Source organism: Photorhabdus kayaii, assembly GCF_025384895.1.
Lineage (GTDB): Bacteria > Pseudomonadota > Gammaproteobacteria > Enterobacterales > Enterobacteriaceae > Photorhabdus > Photorhabdus kayaii.
This window is the reverse complement of the sequence record NZ_JAJAFZ010000001.1, coordinates 196,232-216,264: the sequence shown is the minus strand read 5'-3', so window position 1 is coordinate 216,264 and position 20,033 is coordinate 196,232. Positions and strand designations below refer to the sequence as shown.

At 43.4% G+C, this 20,033-nt stretch carries 18 protein-coding genes; 16 read left to right on the top strand and 2 right to left on the bottom strand.

The window, feature by feature from the left end; translation table 11 throughout:
* Positions 1-734 precede the first annotated feature (734 nt).
* A complete protein-coding gene (locus LGZ98_RS01140; protein WP_228902612.1) occupies positions 735-1,007 on the top strand; it encodes a hydrolase in 273 nt (90 codons plus the stop codon).
* Positions 1,008-1,020: 13 nt separating this feature from the next.
* The gene (locus LGZ98_RS01135) at positions 1,021-1,563 is read left to right on the top strand and encodes an SMI1/KNR4 family protein (RefSeq protein WP_228902613.1); all 543 of its coding nucleotides are present in this window, start codon (positions 1,021-1,023) and stop codon (positions 1,561-1,563) included.
* Between the two features lie 51 nt (positions 1,564-1,614).
* Here LGZ98_RS01135 and LGZ98_RS01130 read toward each other — a convergent pair whose 3' ends face one another.
* Positions 1,615-1,812, bottom strand: coding sequence for a DUF7706 family protein (locus tag LGZ98_RS01130; protein WP_228902614.1), 198 nt, complete (start codon positions 1,810-1,812; stop codon positions 1,615-1,617).
* Between the two features lie 140 nt (positions 1,813-1,952).
* Here LGZ98_RS01130 and tnpA point away from each other — a divergent pair, with 140 nt between their 5' ends.
* Both tnpA and tnpB read left to right on the top strand, forming a co-directional pair.
* Positions 1,953-2,255 carry an IS66 family insertion sequence element accessory protein TnpA gene (tnpA, locus tag LGZ98_RS01125; RefSeq protein WP_228902615.1) on the top strand — a complete coding sequence of 101 codons (303 nt, stop codon included), beginning with the start codon at positions 1,953-1,955 and terminating at the stop codon, positions 2,253-2,255.
* Complete coding sequence (tnpB, locus tag LGZ98_RS01120; RefSeq protein WP_228902616.1) at positions 2,249-2,623, top strand: IS66 family insertion sequence element accessory protein TnpB; 375 nt, start codon at positions 2,249-2,251, stop codon at positions 2,621-2,623. The genes tnpA and tnpB overlap by 7 nt, the downstream gene beginning before the upstream one ends.
* Before the next feature lie 43 nt (positions 2,624-2,666).
* On the opposite strand, the gene LGZ98_RS01115 is transcribed toward tnpB, so the two are convergent.
* Complete coding sequence (locus LGZ98_RS01115; RefSeq protein ID WP_113044160.1) at positions 2,667-3,545, bottom strand: LysR family transcriptional regulator; 879 nt, start codon at positions 3,543-3,545, stop codon at positions 2,667-2,669.
* 169 nt (positions 3,546-3,714) lie between these two features.
* On the opposite strand from LGZ98_RS01115, the gene LGZ98_RS01110 reads away from it, so the two are divergent.
* The 12 genes from LGZ98_RS01110 to LGZ98_RS01055 all read left to right on the top strand — a co-directional run bounded on the left by LGZ98_RS01110 (position 3,715) and on the right by LGZ98_RS01055 (position 19,610).
* Positions 3,715-4,926: an MFS transporter gene (locus tag LGZ98_RS01110; RefSeq protein ID WP_262977585.1), complete on the top strand. Its 1,212-nt coding sequence runs from the start codon at positions 3,715-3,717 to the stop codon at positions 4,924-4,926.
* Between the two features lie 49 nt (positions 4,927-4,975).
* Entirely contained in the window at positions 4,976-5,719 is a 744-nt protein-coding gene (locus tag LGZ98_RS01105; protein ID WP_113044158.1) for an alpha/beta hydrolase, read from the top strand.
* 1,238 nt (positions 5,720-6,957) lie between these two features.
* A complete protein-coding gene (gene astC, locus LGZ98_RS01100) occupies positions 6,958-8,166 on the top strand; it encodes an aspartate aminotransferase family protein (protein ID WP_113044157.1) in 1,209 nt (402 codons plus the stop codon).
* A 24-nt stretch (positions 8,167-8,190) separates the two neighbouring features.
* Entirely contained in the window at positions 8,191-9,219 is a 1,029-nt protein-coding gene (gene astA, locus LGZ98_RS01095; protein ID WP_229015733.1) for an arginine N-succinyltransferase, read from the top strand.
* 2 nt (positions 9,220-9,221) lie between these two features.
* Positions 9,222-10,697, top strand: a complete 1,476-nt coding sequence (astD, locus tag LGZ98_RS01090; RefSeq protein WP_113044155.1) for a succinylglutamate-semialdehyde dehydrogenase — start codon at positions 9,222-9,224, stop codon at positions 10,695-10,697.
* A gap of 50 nt (positions 10,698-10,747) precedes the next feature.
* Positions 10,748-12,091, top strand: a complete 1,344-nt coding sequence (astB, locus tag LGZ98_RS01085; RefSeq protein ID WP_113044154.1) for an N-succinylarginine dihydrolase — start codon at positions 10,748-10,750, stop codon at positions 12,089-12,091.
* 12 nt (positions 12,092-12,103) lie between these two features.
* Complete coding sequence (gene astE, locus LGZ98_RS01080) at positions 12,104-13,081, top strand: succinylglutamate desuccinylase (protein WP_113044153.1); 978 nt, start codon at positions 12,104-12,106, stop codon at positions 13,079-13,081.
* Between the two features lie 105 nt (positions 13,082-13,186).
* The gene (locus tag LGZ98_RS01075) at positions 13,187-14,641 is read left to right on the top strand and encodes an amino acid permease (RefSeq protein ID WP_113044152.1); all 1,455 of its coding nucleotides are present in this window, start codon (positions 13,187-13,189) and stop codon (positions 14,639-14,641) included.
* A gap of 877 nt (positions 14,642-15,518) precedes the next feature.
* Positions 15,519-16,403, top strand: a complete 885-nt coding sequence (locus tag LGZ98_RS01070; RefSeq protein ID WP_262977584.1) for an LPD16 domain-containing protein — start codon at positions 15,519-15,521, stop codon at positions 16,401-16,403.
* A gap of 12 nt (positions 16,404-16,415) precedes the next feature.
* Positions 16,416-17,570 (top strand): cysteine desulfurase family protein, encoded by a 1,155-nt coding sequence (locus tag LGZ98_RS01065; RefSeq protein WP_113044150.1) that lies wholly within the window; start codon positions 16,416-16,418, stop codon positions 17,568-17,570.
* Positions 17,571-17,581: 11 nt separating this feature from the next.
* Positions 17,582-18,406 carry a class I SAM-dependent methyltransferase gene (locus LGZ98_RS01060; RefSeq protein ID WP_113044149.1) on the top strand — a complete coding sequence of 275 codons (825 nt, stop codon included), beginning with the start codon at positions 17,582-17,584 and terminating at the stop codon, positions 18,404-18,406.
* Between the two features lie 553 nt (positions 18,407-18,959).
* Positions 18,960-19,610 carry a hypothetical protein gene (locus LGZ98_RS01055; protein ID WP_262977583.1) on the top strand — a complete coding sequence of 217 codons (651 nt, stop codon included), beginning with the start codon at positions 18,960-18,962 and terminating at the stop codon, positions 19,608-19,610.
* Positions 19,611-20,033 lie beyond the last annotated feature (423 nt).

Below are 20,033 nucleotides of genomic sequence, written 5' to 3'. Positions count from 1 at the left end.
TCTCAGCCCCAGAGGCGCACCGGGCTGCGCCCGCTGCTGTCAGTCGCGGTGCCAAAACCGGCCGCCGCAGTCGCCGCCGTCCGTGGCGGCTCCGGGGCGAAAATCCGCCTTAAACCGTTGTCGGTCCGCCTGTTAAGGTCAACCCCCCTGAAAGCAGGCCAGCGAGCTGGCCGCGGTTTATTACCCCCGCCCAACCCTGCTGCACTGGCTGCGTCCGGCTCGCAGTCGCGGGCTCCTTGCTCGTCTCCGTACTCGCCATCTCCGCCCCGTCCGCCCCCGCGAGCGGGGGCTCTCCGCTGAAATCCGTCGATAAGCGGGCTTCGCCAGCCCGCGCCCGGCCAACCCGCGTCAGCGGCGCAGGCAAGCTGCCCCGCCGCCACGGGTTATCGATAAAACCCGGTTCTGGCAGAAAAAGCGGGCCGAAACCCGATTATGACATCGGGGAAAAAGTGAGCTAAAATCGGCAAAGTGCACCTCTGGGTTTTGGGTTCGCGCGGGTGAGTGCAGTGAGGCGAAGTAGCTCTTTAACAGGTTGTTATTAAAGAAAAAATCCCGGCCAAAAAGTAGGGTCGTGTCGGGACAGTCCCTAAGACCCCCTTGGTCTTACTAGTTGCCCTGGAATAAAAGAAATTTCAAGGGGTGACAATCCTTATCAAACAAGGGTAGATCCAAGAATCCCAAATAGACCTGACCCCAAGTATTCAATAGACACAAGTACTTTCACTAGTGGCAAAATGACTGCTAATGGTGGTATCAGAAACAATAAAGAATTCTGGCAACAATGGAATAATTTACAACCAGATTCTTTGAGTAAAAGTAATATGTACCGAATAAAAGAGTTAGGATTATCACCTAAAATAGATAATCAATGGATTAAAGCGTTCCCAGAACATGTGAATTACAAAGGTGAAACATTAATTCACCATCATGTTGATTTTGGGCGTTACGCAATACCTGTCCCGAGTTCAACTCATGTTGGCAGTGGCGGTATATGGCATACAAAATAAAAAGGAGAATTTTATGTTACTAACGATCAAAGAAATAAGTGAACAATTAGATGAGAAATTCTCACTGTTAGGCGATGATTTTGATGATCTGAAATTATCTAAAAGATACAAACCGTTATTAGACGTTGAAATTTCAGAAAAAAAGCTGAATATCATATTCCCTAAAGAATTTCTGTCATTCATAAAAGACTATGATTTAGATAACCTTTCATTAGGAAACATATCATTTGGTAATGGTTCTGATTATCTTGAGATGATAGTAAATATTAACAGTGAGGGCACTTTTAATCATTGGTGGATTGGTGAAAATAGACCTAAAGAATTTATCGTTATAGCAATATCTGATCCTTACACCATATTACTAAACACTATTAATGGTGAGGTTTTTGTTATGACCAGTGAATCATCAATGGATGACTTTGAACAAGTTTCAGCTAATTTTGAATTATTTATCAGAGGCGTTGGAACTATTTTTTTAGGCAAAGAAACATCCACAAAAATCATTAAATATGTTGGTTCTCGAACAAATGAATTTTGGGAAGAAATAGCAAATTAAATGATGTTAAGGCCGAAAAGATCCTTGTGATCTTCCGGCCTTATTTATAATCTATCTTGGCGCATACCCACAGTAAGCCAGAGCAGATTGAAGCTTAGAGATCGCATCCTTAATCTGATACGCCTCCTCGTCATTTACGGCACAAGAGCGTATCTCCGCCCAGTTCAGCCGCTTCACCAGTTGGGCCAAGGCCAGTGCTTCAATGTGGGTTAACTGAATATCCTGCAAATGTTCAATCGCTATCGTCATATCATGCTCTCCCCTTAACCCACAAAACCGGTTATCAGTGCCCGCATCTGCTGCTTAATCGTAAACGTCCGGTGAACTCACCTTGCTCCTCTCATTCGGTTCATGCACGCTAGGTTTTTGTCTTAACCTTGTGAGGAACCATGAGCCGTAGCCGATATACCCCGGAGCAAAAACAACACCATGTGACCCAATGGCGCCACAGTGGCCTGACCCGAAAACAGTATTGTGAACAGCATCAGCTGAGTTTTTCCTCTTTCCGCGACTGGATTGCCGACAGTAACAAAATACCCCAACCTCTCAGCCAGACACTGCCCGCCCTCTTGCCGGTTTCACTCCAGCCTGACGACGCGCACACCGTCACCCTGCATACCCCAGACGGCTATGCCATCGCCTGTCCATTAACGCTGCTGCCTGACGTGATGCGGGTACTGGCCCGATGCTGAAACCGCAACAGCTCTTTCTGGTGCGAGAGCCCGTCGACATGCGCCGGGGTATTGATGCCCTGACCCAACACCTTGAGGGACTGAATTTGCGCTGGCAGGAAGAAGCCGCTTTTGTCTTCTGCAACAAGGCCCGCTCCCGCCTCAAGGTCTTGCGCTGGGACCGACACGGCGTCTGGCTGTGTACCCGCCGTCTGCACCGGGCCCATTTTGTCTGGCCGAAGCAGGGCGAACGTAGCTGGGGGATGACGCCCGCCCAGTTTGACTGGCTCATCCGCGGCATTCACTGGCAACAGATGACCCAACCCGTTCCGCCCGCGGACACTGGCACTGGAGATGGAGCCTTACTTTTATTATCAGGGAACCGTTGATACTTTTCCTGTCTCCGCCCAGAAGAGTATTATGTTCATCACTCTAGACGTGATATCTGACGGCTTCCACAAAAGCCATAAAAGCCGGCGAAGCCTGTCGCCGGTTGGGATAATAAAGATGAAATCCCTGAAAATATGGGCACCAGTCCGCTAAGACTTCTTTTAGTGTCCCGTCGGCAATGTAGGGTTTAGTTAAATATTCAGGGACATAAGCCAGCCCTATACCATCCAGTGCGCTATTTAAAATATGAATAGTACTATTTGAGGTAAATTGACCATTGACCCGAATATTCAGCTTTCTGCCATCTTTTTCAAATTCCCACGCGTAAACGCCGCCAGCAACTGAATGACGGACATTAATGCAACGGTGGTTTGTCAGATCATGAGGAGATTGCGGAATTGGATGCTGCTCAAAATAGGCGGGTGTCCCAACTACGGAGAGGCGCCAGTCCGGGCCAAGACGTACTGCTATCATATCCTTACTGATAGCTTCGCCAAGCCGGATTCCGGCATCAAACCGCTCACTGACAATATTCGTGAAACCGTAATCGATACTGACTTCCACGTTAATATCAGGATATCTGGCAAGAAATCTGGCAAGCATGGGCCTCAGGATCATCTGTACCGCATCGTCTGAGCAAGTGATCCGAATCGTACCCGCAGGCTTATCCCGAAGCTCACCTAATCTTTCAATTTCAGCGTTAATCTGCTCAAAAAGAGGACCAATAGAATGTAATAATCTTTCCCCTGCTTCTGTCGGTGCGACATTACGTGTTGTACGGGTTAATAAACGTACCCCGAGTCTTTCTTCCAGAGCTTTAATGGTGTGGCTGAGTGCCGATGGCGTGACGCCCATTCTTGCCGCGGCCTTTGTAAAGCTTTGCTCCCCTGCCACTAACAAAAATGCTTGAAGATCGTCCATCTTGAAACCTCAATTGTTGAATTTTTCTCATAAAAGAATGCTAATTATAACGTCTAATCAAAGAAACATTATGCAATTAAGATCTACATGAGTTTGATTATCGCCATAGCTGTTTGGGATGCATAAAACACGTCATTCCGTTCTGCTATCAGATGAATGCCGGAGAAAAATGAAAACGGTTAATACTGATGTAAGGTCATACACGCATTCAACCCAGCCTCCTGCATGGGGAGCGGTCTTTTCCATGGCTCTCTGTGTTGTTGTACTGATTGCGTCAGAATTTATGCCCGTCAGCTTGCTGAGTCCAATCGCACAGGACTTGCAGATGAGCCAAGGGCAGGTAGGTCAGGCTATTTCAGTTTCAGGTTTTTTTGCTGTGCTGACCAGCCTGCTGAATACTCCCCTGACAGGTAAATTCGACCGGAAAAAAGTGCTGCTGAGTTTCACGCTACTTCTGACAATATCCGGGATGATTGTGACACTGGCCGCTAGTAACGTGGAGTTCATGGTCGGACGGGCTTTATTGGGCATCGCCATTGGTGGTTTCTGGTCAATGGCGACGGCGACCGTGATGAGGCTGCTTCCACCTGATTCTGTTGCGAAAGGGCTGGCTCTGATAAACGGCGGCAATGCGCTGGCGGCGACCATTGCAGCTCCGCTGGGTAGCTTTCTGGGACAGTATATTGGCTGGCGAGGTGCCTTTTTTATAGTGATCCCACTTGCCATACTGGCATTTGTCTGGCAATGGCGGGGGATTCCTGCGATGGAAGCCAGTAAAAAAAGCGAAGCAGTTAATCCATTCAGGTTGCTGAAAAAAACGCAGGTTGCCTTGGGTATGGCTGGCATTATGTGGTTATTCATGGGTCAGTTCGCTGTTTTTACCTATTTGCGACCGTTTCTGGAAACGATTACTGGCATCAGTGTTACTGAATTATCCCTCATACTCCTTCTGTTGGGTGCTAGTGGTTTGGTTGGAACATACTTCATCGGATTGTTATTAAAAAAACGGTTGTTTGCCTACCTGATTGCTATCCCTCTCGCGATGGCAGTGGTTGCGGTAGTCCTTACCATTTTCGGCAGTTCTGGCATGGCGGTTGCGGCGTTACTGGCAACTTGGGGATTAGTCGCCACGCCAGCACCAGTTGCTTGGGGACTCTGGTTGAGCCGCGTACTGCCGGATGATGCGGAAGCTGGTGGTGGCCTCATGGTCGCGACTATTCAGTTGGCTATTACGCTGGGAGCCAGTTCCGGTGGAGCAATGTTCGATGTCATGGGCTGGAAAAGTCCCTTCGTCTTTGGCGCGGTATTACTGTCGTTATCTGCCATTTTTACCTGGGCTGCACAGCATTCAGCCCATCCTGGCGTTATTGCTCATGGGTAAACATGGGTAATAGCAGAGAAAGCAGAGTTCGGGTTTATACGCCCAGGCAATGGTAGAGCGTGGTTTTGTCACTTTGGCTTGGGATGCATCCTATAACGGCGAGAGTGGCGGCGAACCTCGTTCGATTGCCTCTCCAGAAGCTTTTGTGGAAGACTTCAGTGCCGCTGTTGACTTTATTGGCACCCGCTCATTTGTTGACAGAAATCGCATTGGTGTCATTGGTATCTGCGGGAGCGGAGGGTTTGCACTCAGTGCTGCGGCTGTTGATCCTCGTATGAAGGCCATAGTGACTATCAGTATGTATGATATAGGCCGGGATCGCCGTCAGGGATTGTGGGACACAATGACCAAAGAGGATAGGGTCAAAGCACTTGAAGACATTGTTCAGCAGCGTTACGTCGAATTTGAAGGTGGACAGAAACGCTATGTTATAGGGACTCCAGAAGAAATTACCGCCGAGTCACCGGCTGTCGCTCGCGAGTTCTATGATTACTACCGGACGCCGAGGGGGTACCATCCTCGCTCAACAACAGCAATGTCTCTGACCAGTAACCCGGCATTAATGAATTTCTTTCCGTTCTCTCAAATAGAGGCAATCTCGCCCCGTCCGATTCTGTTCATTGCGGGTGAAAAAGCTAATTCCCGTTATTTCAGCGAGGATGCTTACAAATTGGCCGCTGAGCCTAAGGAGCTTTACATTGTTTCCGGCGCATTGCATGTGGACTTATATGATCGGACGAAATTCATTCCATTTGACAAGATTACATCATTTTTCACTGATAATTTAAAATAAGATAATAACAAACTAAAGGTGCATTTAGCGCCTTTAGTTCAAGCCGTTTGCTATCCCTTTCCCTATAAATGATGCGGAATAAGTTCATATTATCCTTGACTGTCCGTGACATATCCTAATCGATTCAGGTAATTCAGTATTTTTAATCAGTGATCAAATTAGTTTTAACTTGTACTGATCTTTTTTCTATTTACGTTAACGATATTATTTTAATTCCTTCTATTAAAATAATTCCTAATAAATTGTTTTTCAACTTAATCTTATATTTTGTATAATTTGTCGCATTGAATGATTTTTTAAATATTGAATAGGTCGCATTTTGGATTAATATCATGTCTATTATTTAAAATAGGCAGCTAATTTTCATGACATTTGCCAAAATAAAATTTTTTATAATTAAATATACAAGCGTTTAGTTTATATTTAAAAATACTTAATGTTGGTAGATTCACATAATAAATAAAAATAATGATTTCAATTTTAATAATGAAGCTCAGCGTTTGCCAATGAAAATTGCAGAAAATCAAATGAGATTATACCCTATGGATTTCAAGATGCATCGCGACGGCAAGGGAGTGAATCCCCGGGAGCATAGATAACTATGTGACCGGGGTGAGCGAGTGCAGCCAACAAAGATGCAGCTTGAAAGATGACGGGTATAGTCAATTTTCTTAACTGGATAGTTAATTTTATATTAAGTTATCATCAAATTGTTCACTTCTTTTGTTGTTTTGGTTATCGGTTTACTCTGGTTTTTGAAAGTTAAATTCGGTCAAATTTTATTTTATATTTGAATAGATAAATTTCATGCGTTATTAATGAATAATTATTTATTTATTCGTTTCATCTATATGTAGTAGATTTAATTTATTCACTGTTTATTCCCTATTTATTCATTAAATGTGCATAGACAATGCATAAAAATACTTTTTGGAATTTTGAACGAGATCAAAAAGTATTTTTTTTGTGTACAACTTGTGTTGACTTTGTTAAGTGTGGGCAACAGTATCTGTCTAATGGCTGAGCAACTCTGTTTTAGGAAATAGTCATGGGATTAATAAGAATAATATTAAATAGATCCTGTAATCTTATTATCTTTAAGGCTTTTTAGGTTTCAGTTTGGTAAACCTTTTACTCGGCATACATTAAATAAGGTGTGTAAGTGTGAGATGAAAAATGATGCTGGGCATATTACTTTCTCTCGTCCGCGTACTCTCTATTTTAAGGGGAAATGATCTATGTTAGAAAATATTCAGAGAAGTTGGTTTGATCACTATATGGTGCCCTGTTTCTCTCCTGCTAAGTTCATACCTGTTCGGGCCAAAGGTTCGAAAGTATGGGATCAAGATGGTAAAGAATATATCGATTTTGCCGGTGGAATTGCCGTTAATTCATTAGGGCATGCACATCCTGAATTAAAGGATGCGTTAATTTCTCAGATTGATAAAATATGGCATATAGGTAATGGTTACACCAATGAACCTGTCCTGAAATTAGCAAAAAGACTCGTGGAAAATACTTTTGCTGATAAAGCGTTTTTCTGTAATTCAGGAGCGGAGGCTAACGAAGCAGCATTAAAGTTAACCAGAAAATATGCCGCTGATAAATATGGAAAAAATAAGAATGAGATTATTTCATTTAAAGATTCTTTTCATGGTAGAACATTATTTACCGTTACAGTAGGAGGGCAGCCAAAATATTCACAAGATTATGCTCCTCTTCCGCAAGAAATTACGCATCTTCCTTATAATAATTTATCTGCGATCAGAGAACATATTTCTGAAAATACCTGTGCGGTTATTGTCGAACCTATTATCGGTGAGGGCGGTGTTATTCCCGCAGATCCTACATTCTTGCAGGAATTACGTACCTTATGTGATCGTTTTCAAGCGCTGCTTATTTTTGATGAAATTCAAACTGGGGTGGGCCGTACAGGATACCTTTATGCTTATCAGGAATATGGTGTCGAGCCTGATATTCTTACCAGTGCTAAAGGTCTCGGTGGCGGTTTTCCTATCGGCGCTATGTTAACAAAACAACATATTGCAGCGGTTTTTCAACCTGGAACGCACGGTACCACGTTTGGCGGTAATCCTTTGGCGGCGGCAGTTGCCAATAAGGTGCTTTCTATTGTTAATCAAGCGGAACTGCTCACCGGCGTTTTACAACGTCATGATTACTTCATGGATAAATTATCGAAACTGAACCAGCGTTACCAAATATTCAGTTGCTTGCGAGGTAAAGGGCTGCTTTTAGGTGCTGAATTGGATAAGGCTTGGCAGGGTAAGGCGAAGCAATTAACTAACTTGGCAGCAGAGGAGGGATTAATTGCTTTGATCGCGGGTCCAGATGTGTTGCGCTTTGCGCCAGCCTTAAATATCGAATTTGCTGATATTGATGAAGGTCTGGTTCGTCTTGAAAGCGCCATCATGCAGTTTGTAGGTTAATAGTAAATCGAAGGTGACGTTATGATGCTTTTCCGAGCTGTCCGGCATAGTGACTTAAATGGGGTTCAGTCTTTATCTCAACGCGCGGGTATAGGTTTGACATCTTTTCCTAATAACCTGGAGCAATTATGTTCACGTATTACACGTAGCGTTGATACTTTTGAGGGAAAACTGACCAGGGCTCAGCAGGGATTCCTTTTTGTGCTGGAAGATACCTGCGTGAATCGGGTGGCGGGTGTCAGTGCCATCGAAGTGGCGGTTGGGCTAGAGGAACCGTTTTATAACTTTCGGGTACAAAAAACCATTCGTTCATCACGTGAATTGGGGATTTATAAATCTATTGAAACGTTGACTTTGGAACAAGATCAGACCGGTAACAGTGAATTGTGTACTTTGTTCCTTGATCCGGAATATCAGAAGGGAAGAAATGGGGCATTTCTCTCCAAAGCACGTTTTCTTTTTATCGCCGCATTTAGGGATATTTTTTCTAAAATTATATTCGCTGAAATGCGAGGGGTTGCAGATGAGCAAGGAAATTCCCCTTTCTGGAATTCACTGGGACAACATTTTTTTGGCATTCCTTTTTCCCAGGCAGATTACTTAACTGGTATTGGGTCGAAAACCTTTATTGCCGAACTCATGCCCCTTCATCCTATTTATATCTCCTTATTATCTGCTGAGGCGCAGAAGGTGATTGGGCAGGTCCATGAGAAAACAGTACCCGCGCGGGCAATTCTTGAAAAAGAAGGTCTTATCTATCAAGGCCATATCGATATTTTTGATGGCGGCGCTTTATTACAGGCTGAGATTGACCGGATACGTGCGGTAAAAGAGAGTCGTCTCATTTCTGTCAGTAAAGTCGAATCAGTGACCAGAGATGATGGTGTTCCTTGCATCGTTGCCAATCAGCAGTTTAGTGAATTTCGAGCGCTTTTATTGAATGTGGCGTGTGACAGTAATGAACTTTTTTTAACAGCCGCAGAGATGGATGCACTTCAAGTAAGCGATGGGGATCAGGTGCGACGGGTTAGTCTCTTTCCAAAGGAAAATTAAGCATGAATTATAAAGCACATTACATTGGGGGAAGATGGATTGAGGGGCAGGGTGAGTCGATAACTAAATTTTCCCCAATAGATCAACAGATTCTGTGGCAAGCTAACAGCGCTGATGCTTCGCAAGTCAGAGCCGCTTGTCATGCTGCTCGTGAGGCGTTTTATGCTTGGTCACATTTGCCCGCCAGTGAGCGGATTAAGGTTGTTCAGACGTTTGCGGCTTTGCTGAATGAGGAGAAAGAAACGCTTGCTCGTGTTATCAGTCAGGAAACCAGTAAACCGTTATGGGAAACTCGGACTGAAATACAATCCATGATAGGTAAAGCGGCTATTTCTATCGAAGCGTGGGAACAGCGTACCGGTGAGTCAGAAACGATTATGCCAGACGGCCGTGCCTTACTGCGTCACCGTCCTCACGGCGTGATGGCGGTTTTTGGTCCATATAACTTTCCCGGACATTTGCCTAATGGTCATATTATTCCCGCGCTTATTGCGGGTAATACGCTGGTGTTTAAACCGAGTGAATTGACACCGATGACCGCAGAAGAGACGGTGAAACTATGGGAAAAATCCGGTTTGCCCGCAGGTGTGCTCAATCTGGTTCAGGGAGCACGCAATACCGGGACAGCATTGCTGGAGGATAAGCAGATTGATGGCGTGCTGTTTACGGGAAGTGCCAATACTGGCTTTCACTTTCACCGAGTGCTTGGCGGTCAGCCAGAGAAGATGTTGGCACTTGAAATGGGGGGAAACAATGCATTGATCGTCGATAGTTGCGACGATATTGATGCCGCTGTTTACACCATTGTGCAGTCAGCGTTTATCTCTGCTGGTCAACGTTGCACCTGTGCCCGCAGATTATTGGTCAAAAATGGTGCGCACGGAGATGCGGTGATTAAGCGTCTGGTGGAGGTGACAGAGCGGATCGTACCATCCCATTGGGATGCCCAACCTCAACCGTTCATTGGTGGAGTCATTTCTTTACAGGCTGTGCAGAATCTATTGGAAGCTCAAGATCGGCTACAAAAATTGGGTGGTATCTCTTTGGTTTCGCTGGAGCAATGCCAGCCGCAATCAACGTTGTTGACCCCAGGGATTATTGATGTTAGCCAAGTCGCTGATGTTCCTGATGAGGAGTATTTCGGGCCGCTGCTCATGCTTATGCGTTATGACACATTTGATGAGGCGCTAGCAATCGCCAATAACACCCGATTCGGATTGGCTACCGGTTTAATTTCGCCGGATGCTGCTCTGTTCCAACGTCTGTCGGAAGATGCCAGAGCGGGCATTGTGAACTGGAATAAGCCGTTGACTGGGGCTTCCAGTAAAGCGCCTTTCGGTGGCATTGGTGCGTCAGGAAATTACCGACCTAGTGCTTATTATGCTGCTGATTACTGTGCCTGGCCGATGGCATCTCTGGTTACCGACGAACTCACTTTACCTGAAACACTTGCGCCGGGGCTTCATTTCCCTGATTAACCGTTTAACGGGAGAGGTTTTCAACTTATATAATTTTTCCAGGGGGATTTATGGCTGGTTTTGAAGCAAATTTTGATGGGTTGGTCGGCCTGACCCATCACTATGCGGGGCTTTCTATGGGTAATAAGGCTTCGATTAATAATAAAGACAGCGTATCTAACCCGCGTAAAGCCGCGCTGCAAGGGTTGATGAAAATGAAAGCGCTGGCTGATGAGGGGTTTATTCAAGGAGTGTTTCCTCCTCAACAACGCCCTAATATTCCAGCCTTGCGTAATTTAGGCTTTGTGGGCAATGATGAGCAGATACTGCATAAAGCAGCCAAATATTCTCCGGTGTTATTATCAAAACTGAGTTCTGCTTCATCAATGTGGACTGCAAATGCGGCAACCGTGTCACCTTCGGCGGATAGCGCTGATCAGCGAGTTCATTTCACGGTAGCTAATTTAAACAATAAATTGCACCGTTCGTTGGAAATAGAAACGACGGCCGCTGCGTTAAAAGCCACTTTTGCTGATCAAAACTATTTTGTCCATCATCAGGCTCTTCCACAACATGAAGATTTTGGTGATGAAGGGGCGGCAAACCATAATCGCCTTGGCGGTGATTATGATACGCCCGGCGTACAGGTGTTTGTCTATGGCCGTAGCGCATTTCGTGGCGGCCCAATGCCCAAATGTTATCCTGCGCGGCAAACATTGGAAGCCAGTGAAGCGATTGCGCGGTTGCATCAGCTTAATCCGGCACAAACCGTTTTTGTACAGCAAAACCCGGTCGCCATTGACAGTGGGGTTTTCCATAACGATGTGATTGCGGTCAGCAACCGAAATGTCCTTTTTCACCATCAATATGCTTATCTTAATCAGTCTCAGGTTCTGACTGAAATTAAAGAGAAAATGGCGGTGTTGGGACAGAATTTTGTCACGATTGAAGTACCTGCTGAGCAGATCAGCATCAAAGACGCGGTTGATTCTTATCTCTTTAATAGTCAGTTACTGAGTAAAACCGATGGGAAAATGGTGATCGTTGTTCCTGAAGAGTGCCGCCAACATTCCGCTGTCTGGGATTATTTGCAGTCGCTGAGTGCACAGACCTCTGCACCAATTAATGAAGTTCGTGTTTTTGATTTGCGGGAAAGTATGCGTAATGGCGGCGGCCCCGCCTGTTTGCGTCTGAGGGTGGTACTTAACGATGCTGAATTTCGCGCTGTTAATCCCGCAACATTGATGAATACGCAGCTTCACCAGCGTCTGACCAAATGGATAGCGCACCATTATCGTGATGAATTATGTGCTAGTGATCTGGCCGATCCCCAATTACTTCGCGAAGTTTATACCGCGCTGGATGAGCTTACGCAGATCCTGAATTTAGGATCGATCTATGAATTTCAGCGCTAAATTGGAGCAGATATGGATCTGTTAACGTTATTGCTTGAAAAAAAACTTGCCGACCACCTGATATTTCCAGAAACAATAAATGCGCATTGGCTGGCAGAAGGGGTACTGCAATTGATTCCCGATGAAGGGGGAAATCGGTCTTTGGTGATTTCTGCCGGTATTCACGGTAATGAAACCGCGCCTATTGAAATATTGATTCAGTTACTTGCACAGTTGGCGGATGGCACGTTAACACTAAAAAATAACTTGTTGATCATCTTTGGTAATTTGCCTGCGATGCGTGTGAATCGACGTTATTTACATCATGATTTGAATCGCATGTTTGGTGGCCGTTACCTGAATTTTCCGCTAGGAAATGAGCGATCACGTGCGGCTGAACTTGAAGACGTTGTGAGTCGCTTTTTTGCTGAACCTTTGGTGTCGTCGATAAATATTCGCTGGCATATTGATCTGCATACCGCTATACGCGCTTCTCACCATGAGCAATTTGCCTTGTTACCTGCTCAGAATCGCCCCTTTTCTGCTGAATTTATGCAATGGTTGCATGACAGCGATATTGATGCGCTGGTTTATCATCGTGAGAAAGCCGGGACTTTCAGCCATTTTCTGAGTGAAAAGTTTGGGGCGGATAGTTGTACAATGGAGATGGGTAAAGCAATGCCTTTTGGGGAAAATGATTTAACCAAATTTCAAAAAATTACGGATGCGCTTTATGGTTTAATTTCTTTATCGCCAATAACAGCACGTATTAAATCTGAGCTGAAACATTACCAGGTAATTAATTCCATTATTAAGAGTCACGACAGTTTTCAACTTCATATCCCCGCAGATACCTTGAACTTTACTGAATTGCCAGAAGGGTTTGAAATCGCCAGCCAACAAGATCGCCATTGGAAAATTAAATTTCCGGCGAAATTTATTTTATTTCCTAATGCTGAGGTTGCTAATGGATTAAGGGCGGGACTGTTACTTGCTTTAAATAAAAAATAATTAAATAAATAAGGCATTATTCCATTTTCTTCCTGAAGCCGTGAAAACTTTTCTTCAGAAAGATTTAGCAGTCAACTGCTTCTTTGATGACGGACGGGTATTATCATGAAAAAAAATAATAAAACTCAACAAAACCTTTCGGCAGAGAAATTTGCTGATACACAAACGCTTCATAGAGGGCTGAGTGCACGTCATATTCAATTGATTTCCATTGGTGGTGCTATTGGCACAGGTTTATTTATGGGGTCAGGAAAAACCATTGCTGTATCGGGTACATCGATCATTATTACCTATGCGATTGTTGGTTTTTTTGTCTATATGGTGATGCGGGCAATGGGAGAATTGCTGCTGACTAAACTGAATTATCGCTCTTTTGCTGATTTTGTATCGGATTATTTAGGTACCAAAGCCAGTTTTTTTCTCGGCTGGACTTATTGGATGAGTTGGATTGTCTCTTGTATTGCTGATGTTGTTGTGTGTGGCGGCTACATTCAATATTGGTTTCCCGGTGTTTCTCTTTGGGTGCCCGCATTTATAACGCTAGGTTTACTGGGTACTTGTAATCTTCTTTCTGTCCGCTTATTTGGCGAAACTGAATTCTGGTTCGCCATGATTAAGGTAATTGCGATTTTAGCGCTGATTATTATTGGCGTTGGTATGGTGATGGTAGGCTGGCAATCACCGGATGGTATGATCGCCTCTGTGAATAATTTGACTGATCCATCGGTATTTTTGCCAAATGGTATTTTTGGTTTTTTTGCTGGTTTTCAAATAGCGATTTTTTCTTTTACCGGTGTTGAGTTAGTTGGCACGATGACGGCAGAAACAAAAGATCCGGAAAAGATATTGCCGAAAGCAATTAATTATATCCCGATGAGAATTATGATTTTCTATATTTTCTCCATGTTGAGTATCATTGCCGTCACTTCTTGGGGACGGATCTCCGCTGAAACCAGCCCTTTTGTGACATTATTTGCCTTGGCGGGTCTGCCTGCCGCTGCCGCAGTGGTTAATTTTGTTGCATTAACCTCGGCAATGTCTTCTGCTAATAGTGGATTATATGCTTGTACACGTATGCTTTATGGCTTATCAACGGAAAAAAACGCCCACCGGAAATTTAAAATTCTTTCCCGCAATACGGCGATTCCTGTACATAGTTTGATATTTTCTTGTTTCTGTATGGTGGTTGGTACGTCACTTTTATTTATCGTACCGAATGTCATGCAGTTATTTACTATGGTATCAACCGTTGCTTCGATTATGGTGATTTATAGCTGGTGTGTGATTTTGATTGCCTATTTGGTTTATCGTAAGAATTACCCTGATGTGCATAAACGTTCAATCTTTAAGATGCCTTTGGGGGTGTTAATGACTTGGCTGACTCTGACTTTTTTCATTTTTACTATAGTGGTAATGGTTTTTGACCCGGATACCCTGGTCGCACTTTGTGGCACGCCTTTATGGTTTATTTTGTTAAGTATTTTATGGCGCGTAAAGAAGAAAAATGAGGCACAGGAAGAACAACGTTATCAGATATCAAAAGAGAGTTTTCGTTCATAGACAGGAATGAAGAAATAACGAATTGAAACAGATAGGAAAATGGCTTTAATGGCGATTTCATATTAGCCGAAACGGCTCATTTGATTGCATGATATTCAACGGATACCAAACAATTAACTCAGGTGATAATCAAATCGTTTGGCGGGCCGGGACTTGCCTTTGCAGATATTTTAGTCAAAGTTGCGTTATTTCTTTTGACCTACTTACGATTGAGAATTTGTTAAACCTCATGACCTCGGTGCTTTTATTAAATTTTTAAATTAAATTTATTGATGATTTATTTTGTTTTTCGTCAAATTTTTTAATTTATTTTGAATCGTTCACCGATAATGTTCGATAGACAGGCTGGACGTCTGTCATAAAAAAACATCACGCTAAATAATGTCAATAATTAGCGTAGGGCAGCAGCATGACGTGGCTTGAATATGAGCACAATGATATGTTTGCAAAATGTAATTATGTAAATGGAATAGACTGTTATTATTGGTTTTTTGTGAGTTTAGCTAAAATAGAATTGATGGGAATCATGATATCGGCAGCGTTGATATTTGGCTGTTAAATGACCGTTTTAGTCAATGCCTTTGGTCTCTCTACAGCAAGGATATACAACATTAATCTTGGCTATTAGTGTATATTAAATAGTACAGGGTATAGATTAAACATTAACATTACTAATTGTTTGATAATAGATTATATGTAAATATATAATCTATTATCAATTGTCTACTGATAATTGATAACTGTTGTGGAGGCGGATGTTCATAGTGAGTGAAATTTAACGATCCACCAGGAAAATCGAAATGGGTCATACAGTTTCCAGAGCTATAACACAGCCTTTAAATTGCTAATAAAATCAATAATATTAATATAGGCACATATGCAGCAAATTAACATCTCAAACAGCCACCGTTTGGTTCAATCTGAGGCTGAGCTACTCGACCTTATTCTTGCCGAAGTAACTAATACTCCACATCCGGATCTCGTCATTATGGCAGGGCATTTCATGCTCTTTCTTGATGAAGAGCGAGGATGCCTTGTTCCGGGAGTCATCGAAGAAAATACGGCTCCTATGCGAGAAAAAATTGAACGACGCGTAGGAATTTTTCCAGGATATACTTGGGAACTTGGTGTTCGAATCGCAGAGCAGCTTAAACATCAATTCGAAGCGATAAAATTTCTGCTGCTCATCAACGATTGGCAATATGTTTCGCGCGACAGCGGGCCAGCATCTGAACTAAGACGTGCCTTCTATGAACAATTCTCCGCGCTTCCGGCCTCGTACAAATCTATCCTAGAGCGCAGTGGGCAATTTTCTGAGCAAAACATGCTCGCAAGCCGGAAACATCCTATTGCCTATCCGGAGACTTGGCTGAAATACCGATTCCAGAAAAGCGCCGATAAGTTGGTCAAAGCAGGGCTATTAAATCGCCGCGTTTTCGACAATGGCCCTGATGCCGGAACTGAAATTTCTCTTGTGGACGAAAACGGCGATTATCGACCCCTCATTACCTGCGGCGTTACCGGATGTGCGGGAGAGATCACCGAGATGATCTCCGAGGTCTACAACGCGCAACATCGTCTTCTGGTGATCTTCGCCCCCGGCGAATGTTTCCAACCGGTCAAAACAGGGGTAAGCACCGCGCTCTCTCTGTATGGGCTTTCGGGCATGAAGGTGATTGTTGCGGACCCCGGTGGAAGCGGAGAGATGCAGACACAAGAGATCTACTCGAAGCTTGTTAACGTTGCCGTCTTCACTTCCTGATGGGGAGTCGCTATGAATGTTAATGAAAACCCGACTGGCGTAATCTATCTGGATCATTGTGCTACGACACCATGCTTTCCTGAGGTCGTCGACATCATGCGATTCTATATGGAGCATGAATTCGGTAATTCTTCCTCCGCCCATGTGATGGGGCGTCGCGCCCGGCATGCGATAGAGAATGCCGCCCAACAAGTTGCGTCTCTCATCGGTGCTCGCCCAGAGGAGATCGCCTTTACATCGGGGGCCACAGAAGCCAACAATATTGCGCTTTTTTCAAGTTTTGCCCATAACGAATGCGCTCCTGCGGGAGCGCTACTTTGCCCTATCGACCACAAATCTGTGTTACTCGTCGGTAAGGAGTTGAGCCGTCGGGGGCTTGCTGTCGAGTACATGTCAGTTGCCGCCAATGGCCGGGTACAACCGGAAGATGTCATGACTAAACTGACCGCCGACACCCGTATCGTCAGCGTTGCTCATGTGAATTCTGAGCTGGGTACAGTTCAGCCGGTGGATGAAATTGCTGCAATCACGCGTCGGTCAGGCGCTTGGCTACATGTGGATGCCGTCCAGTCTGTCGGCAAAATTCCCATGAACGTCAAGGAAACTGGAATTGATATGCTTTCGTTTTCCGCCCACAAAATGCGGGGACCGAAAGGCGTTGGGGCACTCTTCGTCGATGCGCGTGTTGCGGGGCATTTGAGGCCCTTCATCTATGGCGGCGGCCAGAATCATTTGCGCAGCGGTACCTTGCCAACGCCGTTGATTGTCGGGTTTGGTCTTGCGTGTCAGATGATTCAGTCAACCCTTATGCAACGCCAGGCAAAAGTCACTGCATTGAGAGACTATTTTATTACTCGCCTTCGTCAAAGGGTGCTGAATGCCGTGTTGAATACCGATATCTCTTGCAGTTCCCCATACATCGTGAACGTTCAGTTCGAAGGTATCGCTTCGGAGGCGCTAATATCCGGGTTGCATCAGGTGGCTATATCGTCAGGTTCAGCCTGCAATTCTGCGGAACTACAGCCTTCACACGTGCTCACTGGCATTGGCTTGAGCTCGGCTCAGGCTAATGCGTCGGTTCGGTTCTGTTTTGATCCGGATCTCGATAATGCGATACTGGATGCCGCAATTGAACACCTTGTCTTCCGATTAAATTCTATTCGCTAGGAGCATTATCTATGACTATGCAAACTTCCTCCCCAAGCCCTGGCACTGGTTTTTACGAACGGGCTTTCGGTAGTTTCTCTGCGGAAGCGGTATCTGAGGTACGCAAAGAGACCTATGGCGAAGACCTGGGGCAGAACAACTGGTCCTCTGCTGATGAGTTTAGAAAGTTCTCCCAATGGCTTCAATTATCTGACAGCTCGCATGTGCTGGATGTATGTAGTGGGTCTGGAGGGCCGGCTCTGTTTTTGGCAAGGACCAGCGGCTGTAGCGTGACGGGGGTTGACATTCATCCTCATGGCCTCCTTACCGCCCGGCAACTTGCGGCAGATTTCGGACTGGAAGATCGAAGCCACTTCGTCGACAGTGATGTTCGTCAGCCTCTGCCATTTCCTGACGGCACTTTTGATGCATTATGGTGCATCGACTCAGTAATTCATATTCCGGATCGATTGGCCTTGCTGCGCGAATGGTGCCGGCTACTGAAACCGGGCGGACGGTTCTTGTATACCGATCCTACTTTGGTAACGGGTATGCTGAGTAAAGACGAAATCGTGATACGTGGCATGCCGGGTTATTTCCTCTATAGCCCGCTTGGGTTGAACGAGCGTTTAATCAGCGAGGCGGGTCTTTGCCTCGAAAGGCAGGTGGATCTTACCCAAAGCGTTGTTGAACTTAGTGAGCGCTGGCGTGCCGGGCGTGAGAAGCGCAGGGAGCAATTTATTGCAATAGAGGGTGAAGAAGCGTTCGAGCGGATGCAGAATTTCTTGTCCACCACACAATTAGTCTCAATCGAAAGGAGGCTGTCGCGCATGGCCTTTATTGGTTATCGCCCGTAATATCTCTTACCTCTTTGCCTTATTGGGCAAGGAGGTATCTTACGCATTTTATCTGAATAATGGTGTTAACCTTCGGTCAGCTCTCAACTTTACTGTTTCTGGTTAGACGACACATCATGTCTGCTATTCTCCAGATTTCCTTAAATAAATAATTATTAGTATTTATTATCAATGGAGCTTTTATGAATTATTGAGATATTATTACAATGATGAGATAATATTCTTTAGATTATTATGGTATAAAAAAACGAATAATTATTTTATCTTTTCTATTGTTGTAGTTATTTTTATTTTATGTTGCTGGTATATTATTGTCATGTTGTTTTTTATATGTAAATGACATATTTTTTAATTTAATTATATTGGAATTTGTTTTTGTTTTTTACAGTTAAATAATCTACCTTGTTTGCGACAGATGATAACAATGAAGATTAATATATTGGTTAATTTATTATATATTGTCTGTAATAGTGTTTTTAAATCAACATATAATGATGAAATCTATTTTCATTTAATTAGATATCAAAAAAACAAATAAAGCAAGGATAAAAATATGAGTTTTAATAAAAAGGTTTTACTTATTTCCCCGCTTTTATTAGCGATGAGTAGTGTTAGTATGGCATGTATGAAAGATCCGGAGAACATTAGAAATCAGGTAAAAGATGCAATAACTGCAAATGGATTGGCAAAAACCAAAGTAATGTCTTTATACACAAATTGTGTTCTTAGAGTTAAAGACAACACACCAAATAAACTTACGCTAAAGAGTAGTAAAACCTCAAATAGTGATAATGAGGCAGAAAAATCGATGTACTGGTATCGAGGAATGGAGATAAAGGAATATCAAACATTTGATAAGAATAGGAACGAGAAAATTTCTTGCGTTCAAGAAAACAGTTTCTGTGGAATTGCGCCTCAATTCACTTACTCACAAAGTTATCTAACGAATAAAAAACCAGGTGTTGTTATTGAATTTAAGACGGAAAAGGCTGGCTGGTTATATAATGACTTTACAACTAAACATGGATGTAAGACTAAAGCTGAAGGTGGAGGAACGTATGGGCTTGGTGTAACAGGAACATCGGCAAGTTGTGATTCTGCATATAAGCAACGCGGAATAGGAAATATATTTAATGAGTGGTTATCAAAGAATAAAGTACAAGCCCAAGTCGCGTATGTATTATTAAAGAAACAGAAAAAATAAGCTTATTTGTGCTGAAACCATGCAATTATCAATCTTGAATATACGCAGATAACTATAAAGGTAAGGTGCCGCATATATGCGGCACGATTAAATTGTTTTTTGTATTTAATTGTGTTCAGTTAGATAGCAGAAAAATTTTCATTGAAAAATATTTTACAATAGTGATAAATAATTATTTGATTTTTATGTATTTTATAATCGAGCATAATTGCAATCTTGTGAAGGTTATTTAGATTGTTATGATATAAAAAATCAGTGGTTATTCTGTTATATATATAACAGTGAATGTTGATAAGTTGCTTATTTTATATATTGTTGAAATTTTTCTATATTTGTTCTTATATGTTTAAGTAAGATATTTTTTAGTTTAATGATTCTGTAATTTGTGTTTTTTAATTTAATAACCTATCCTTACTTAAGGAA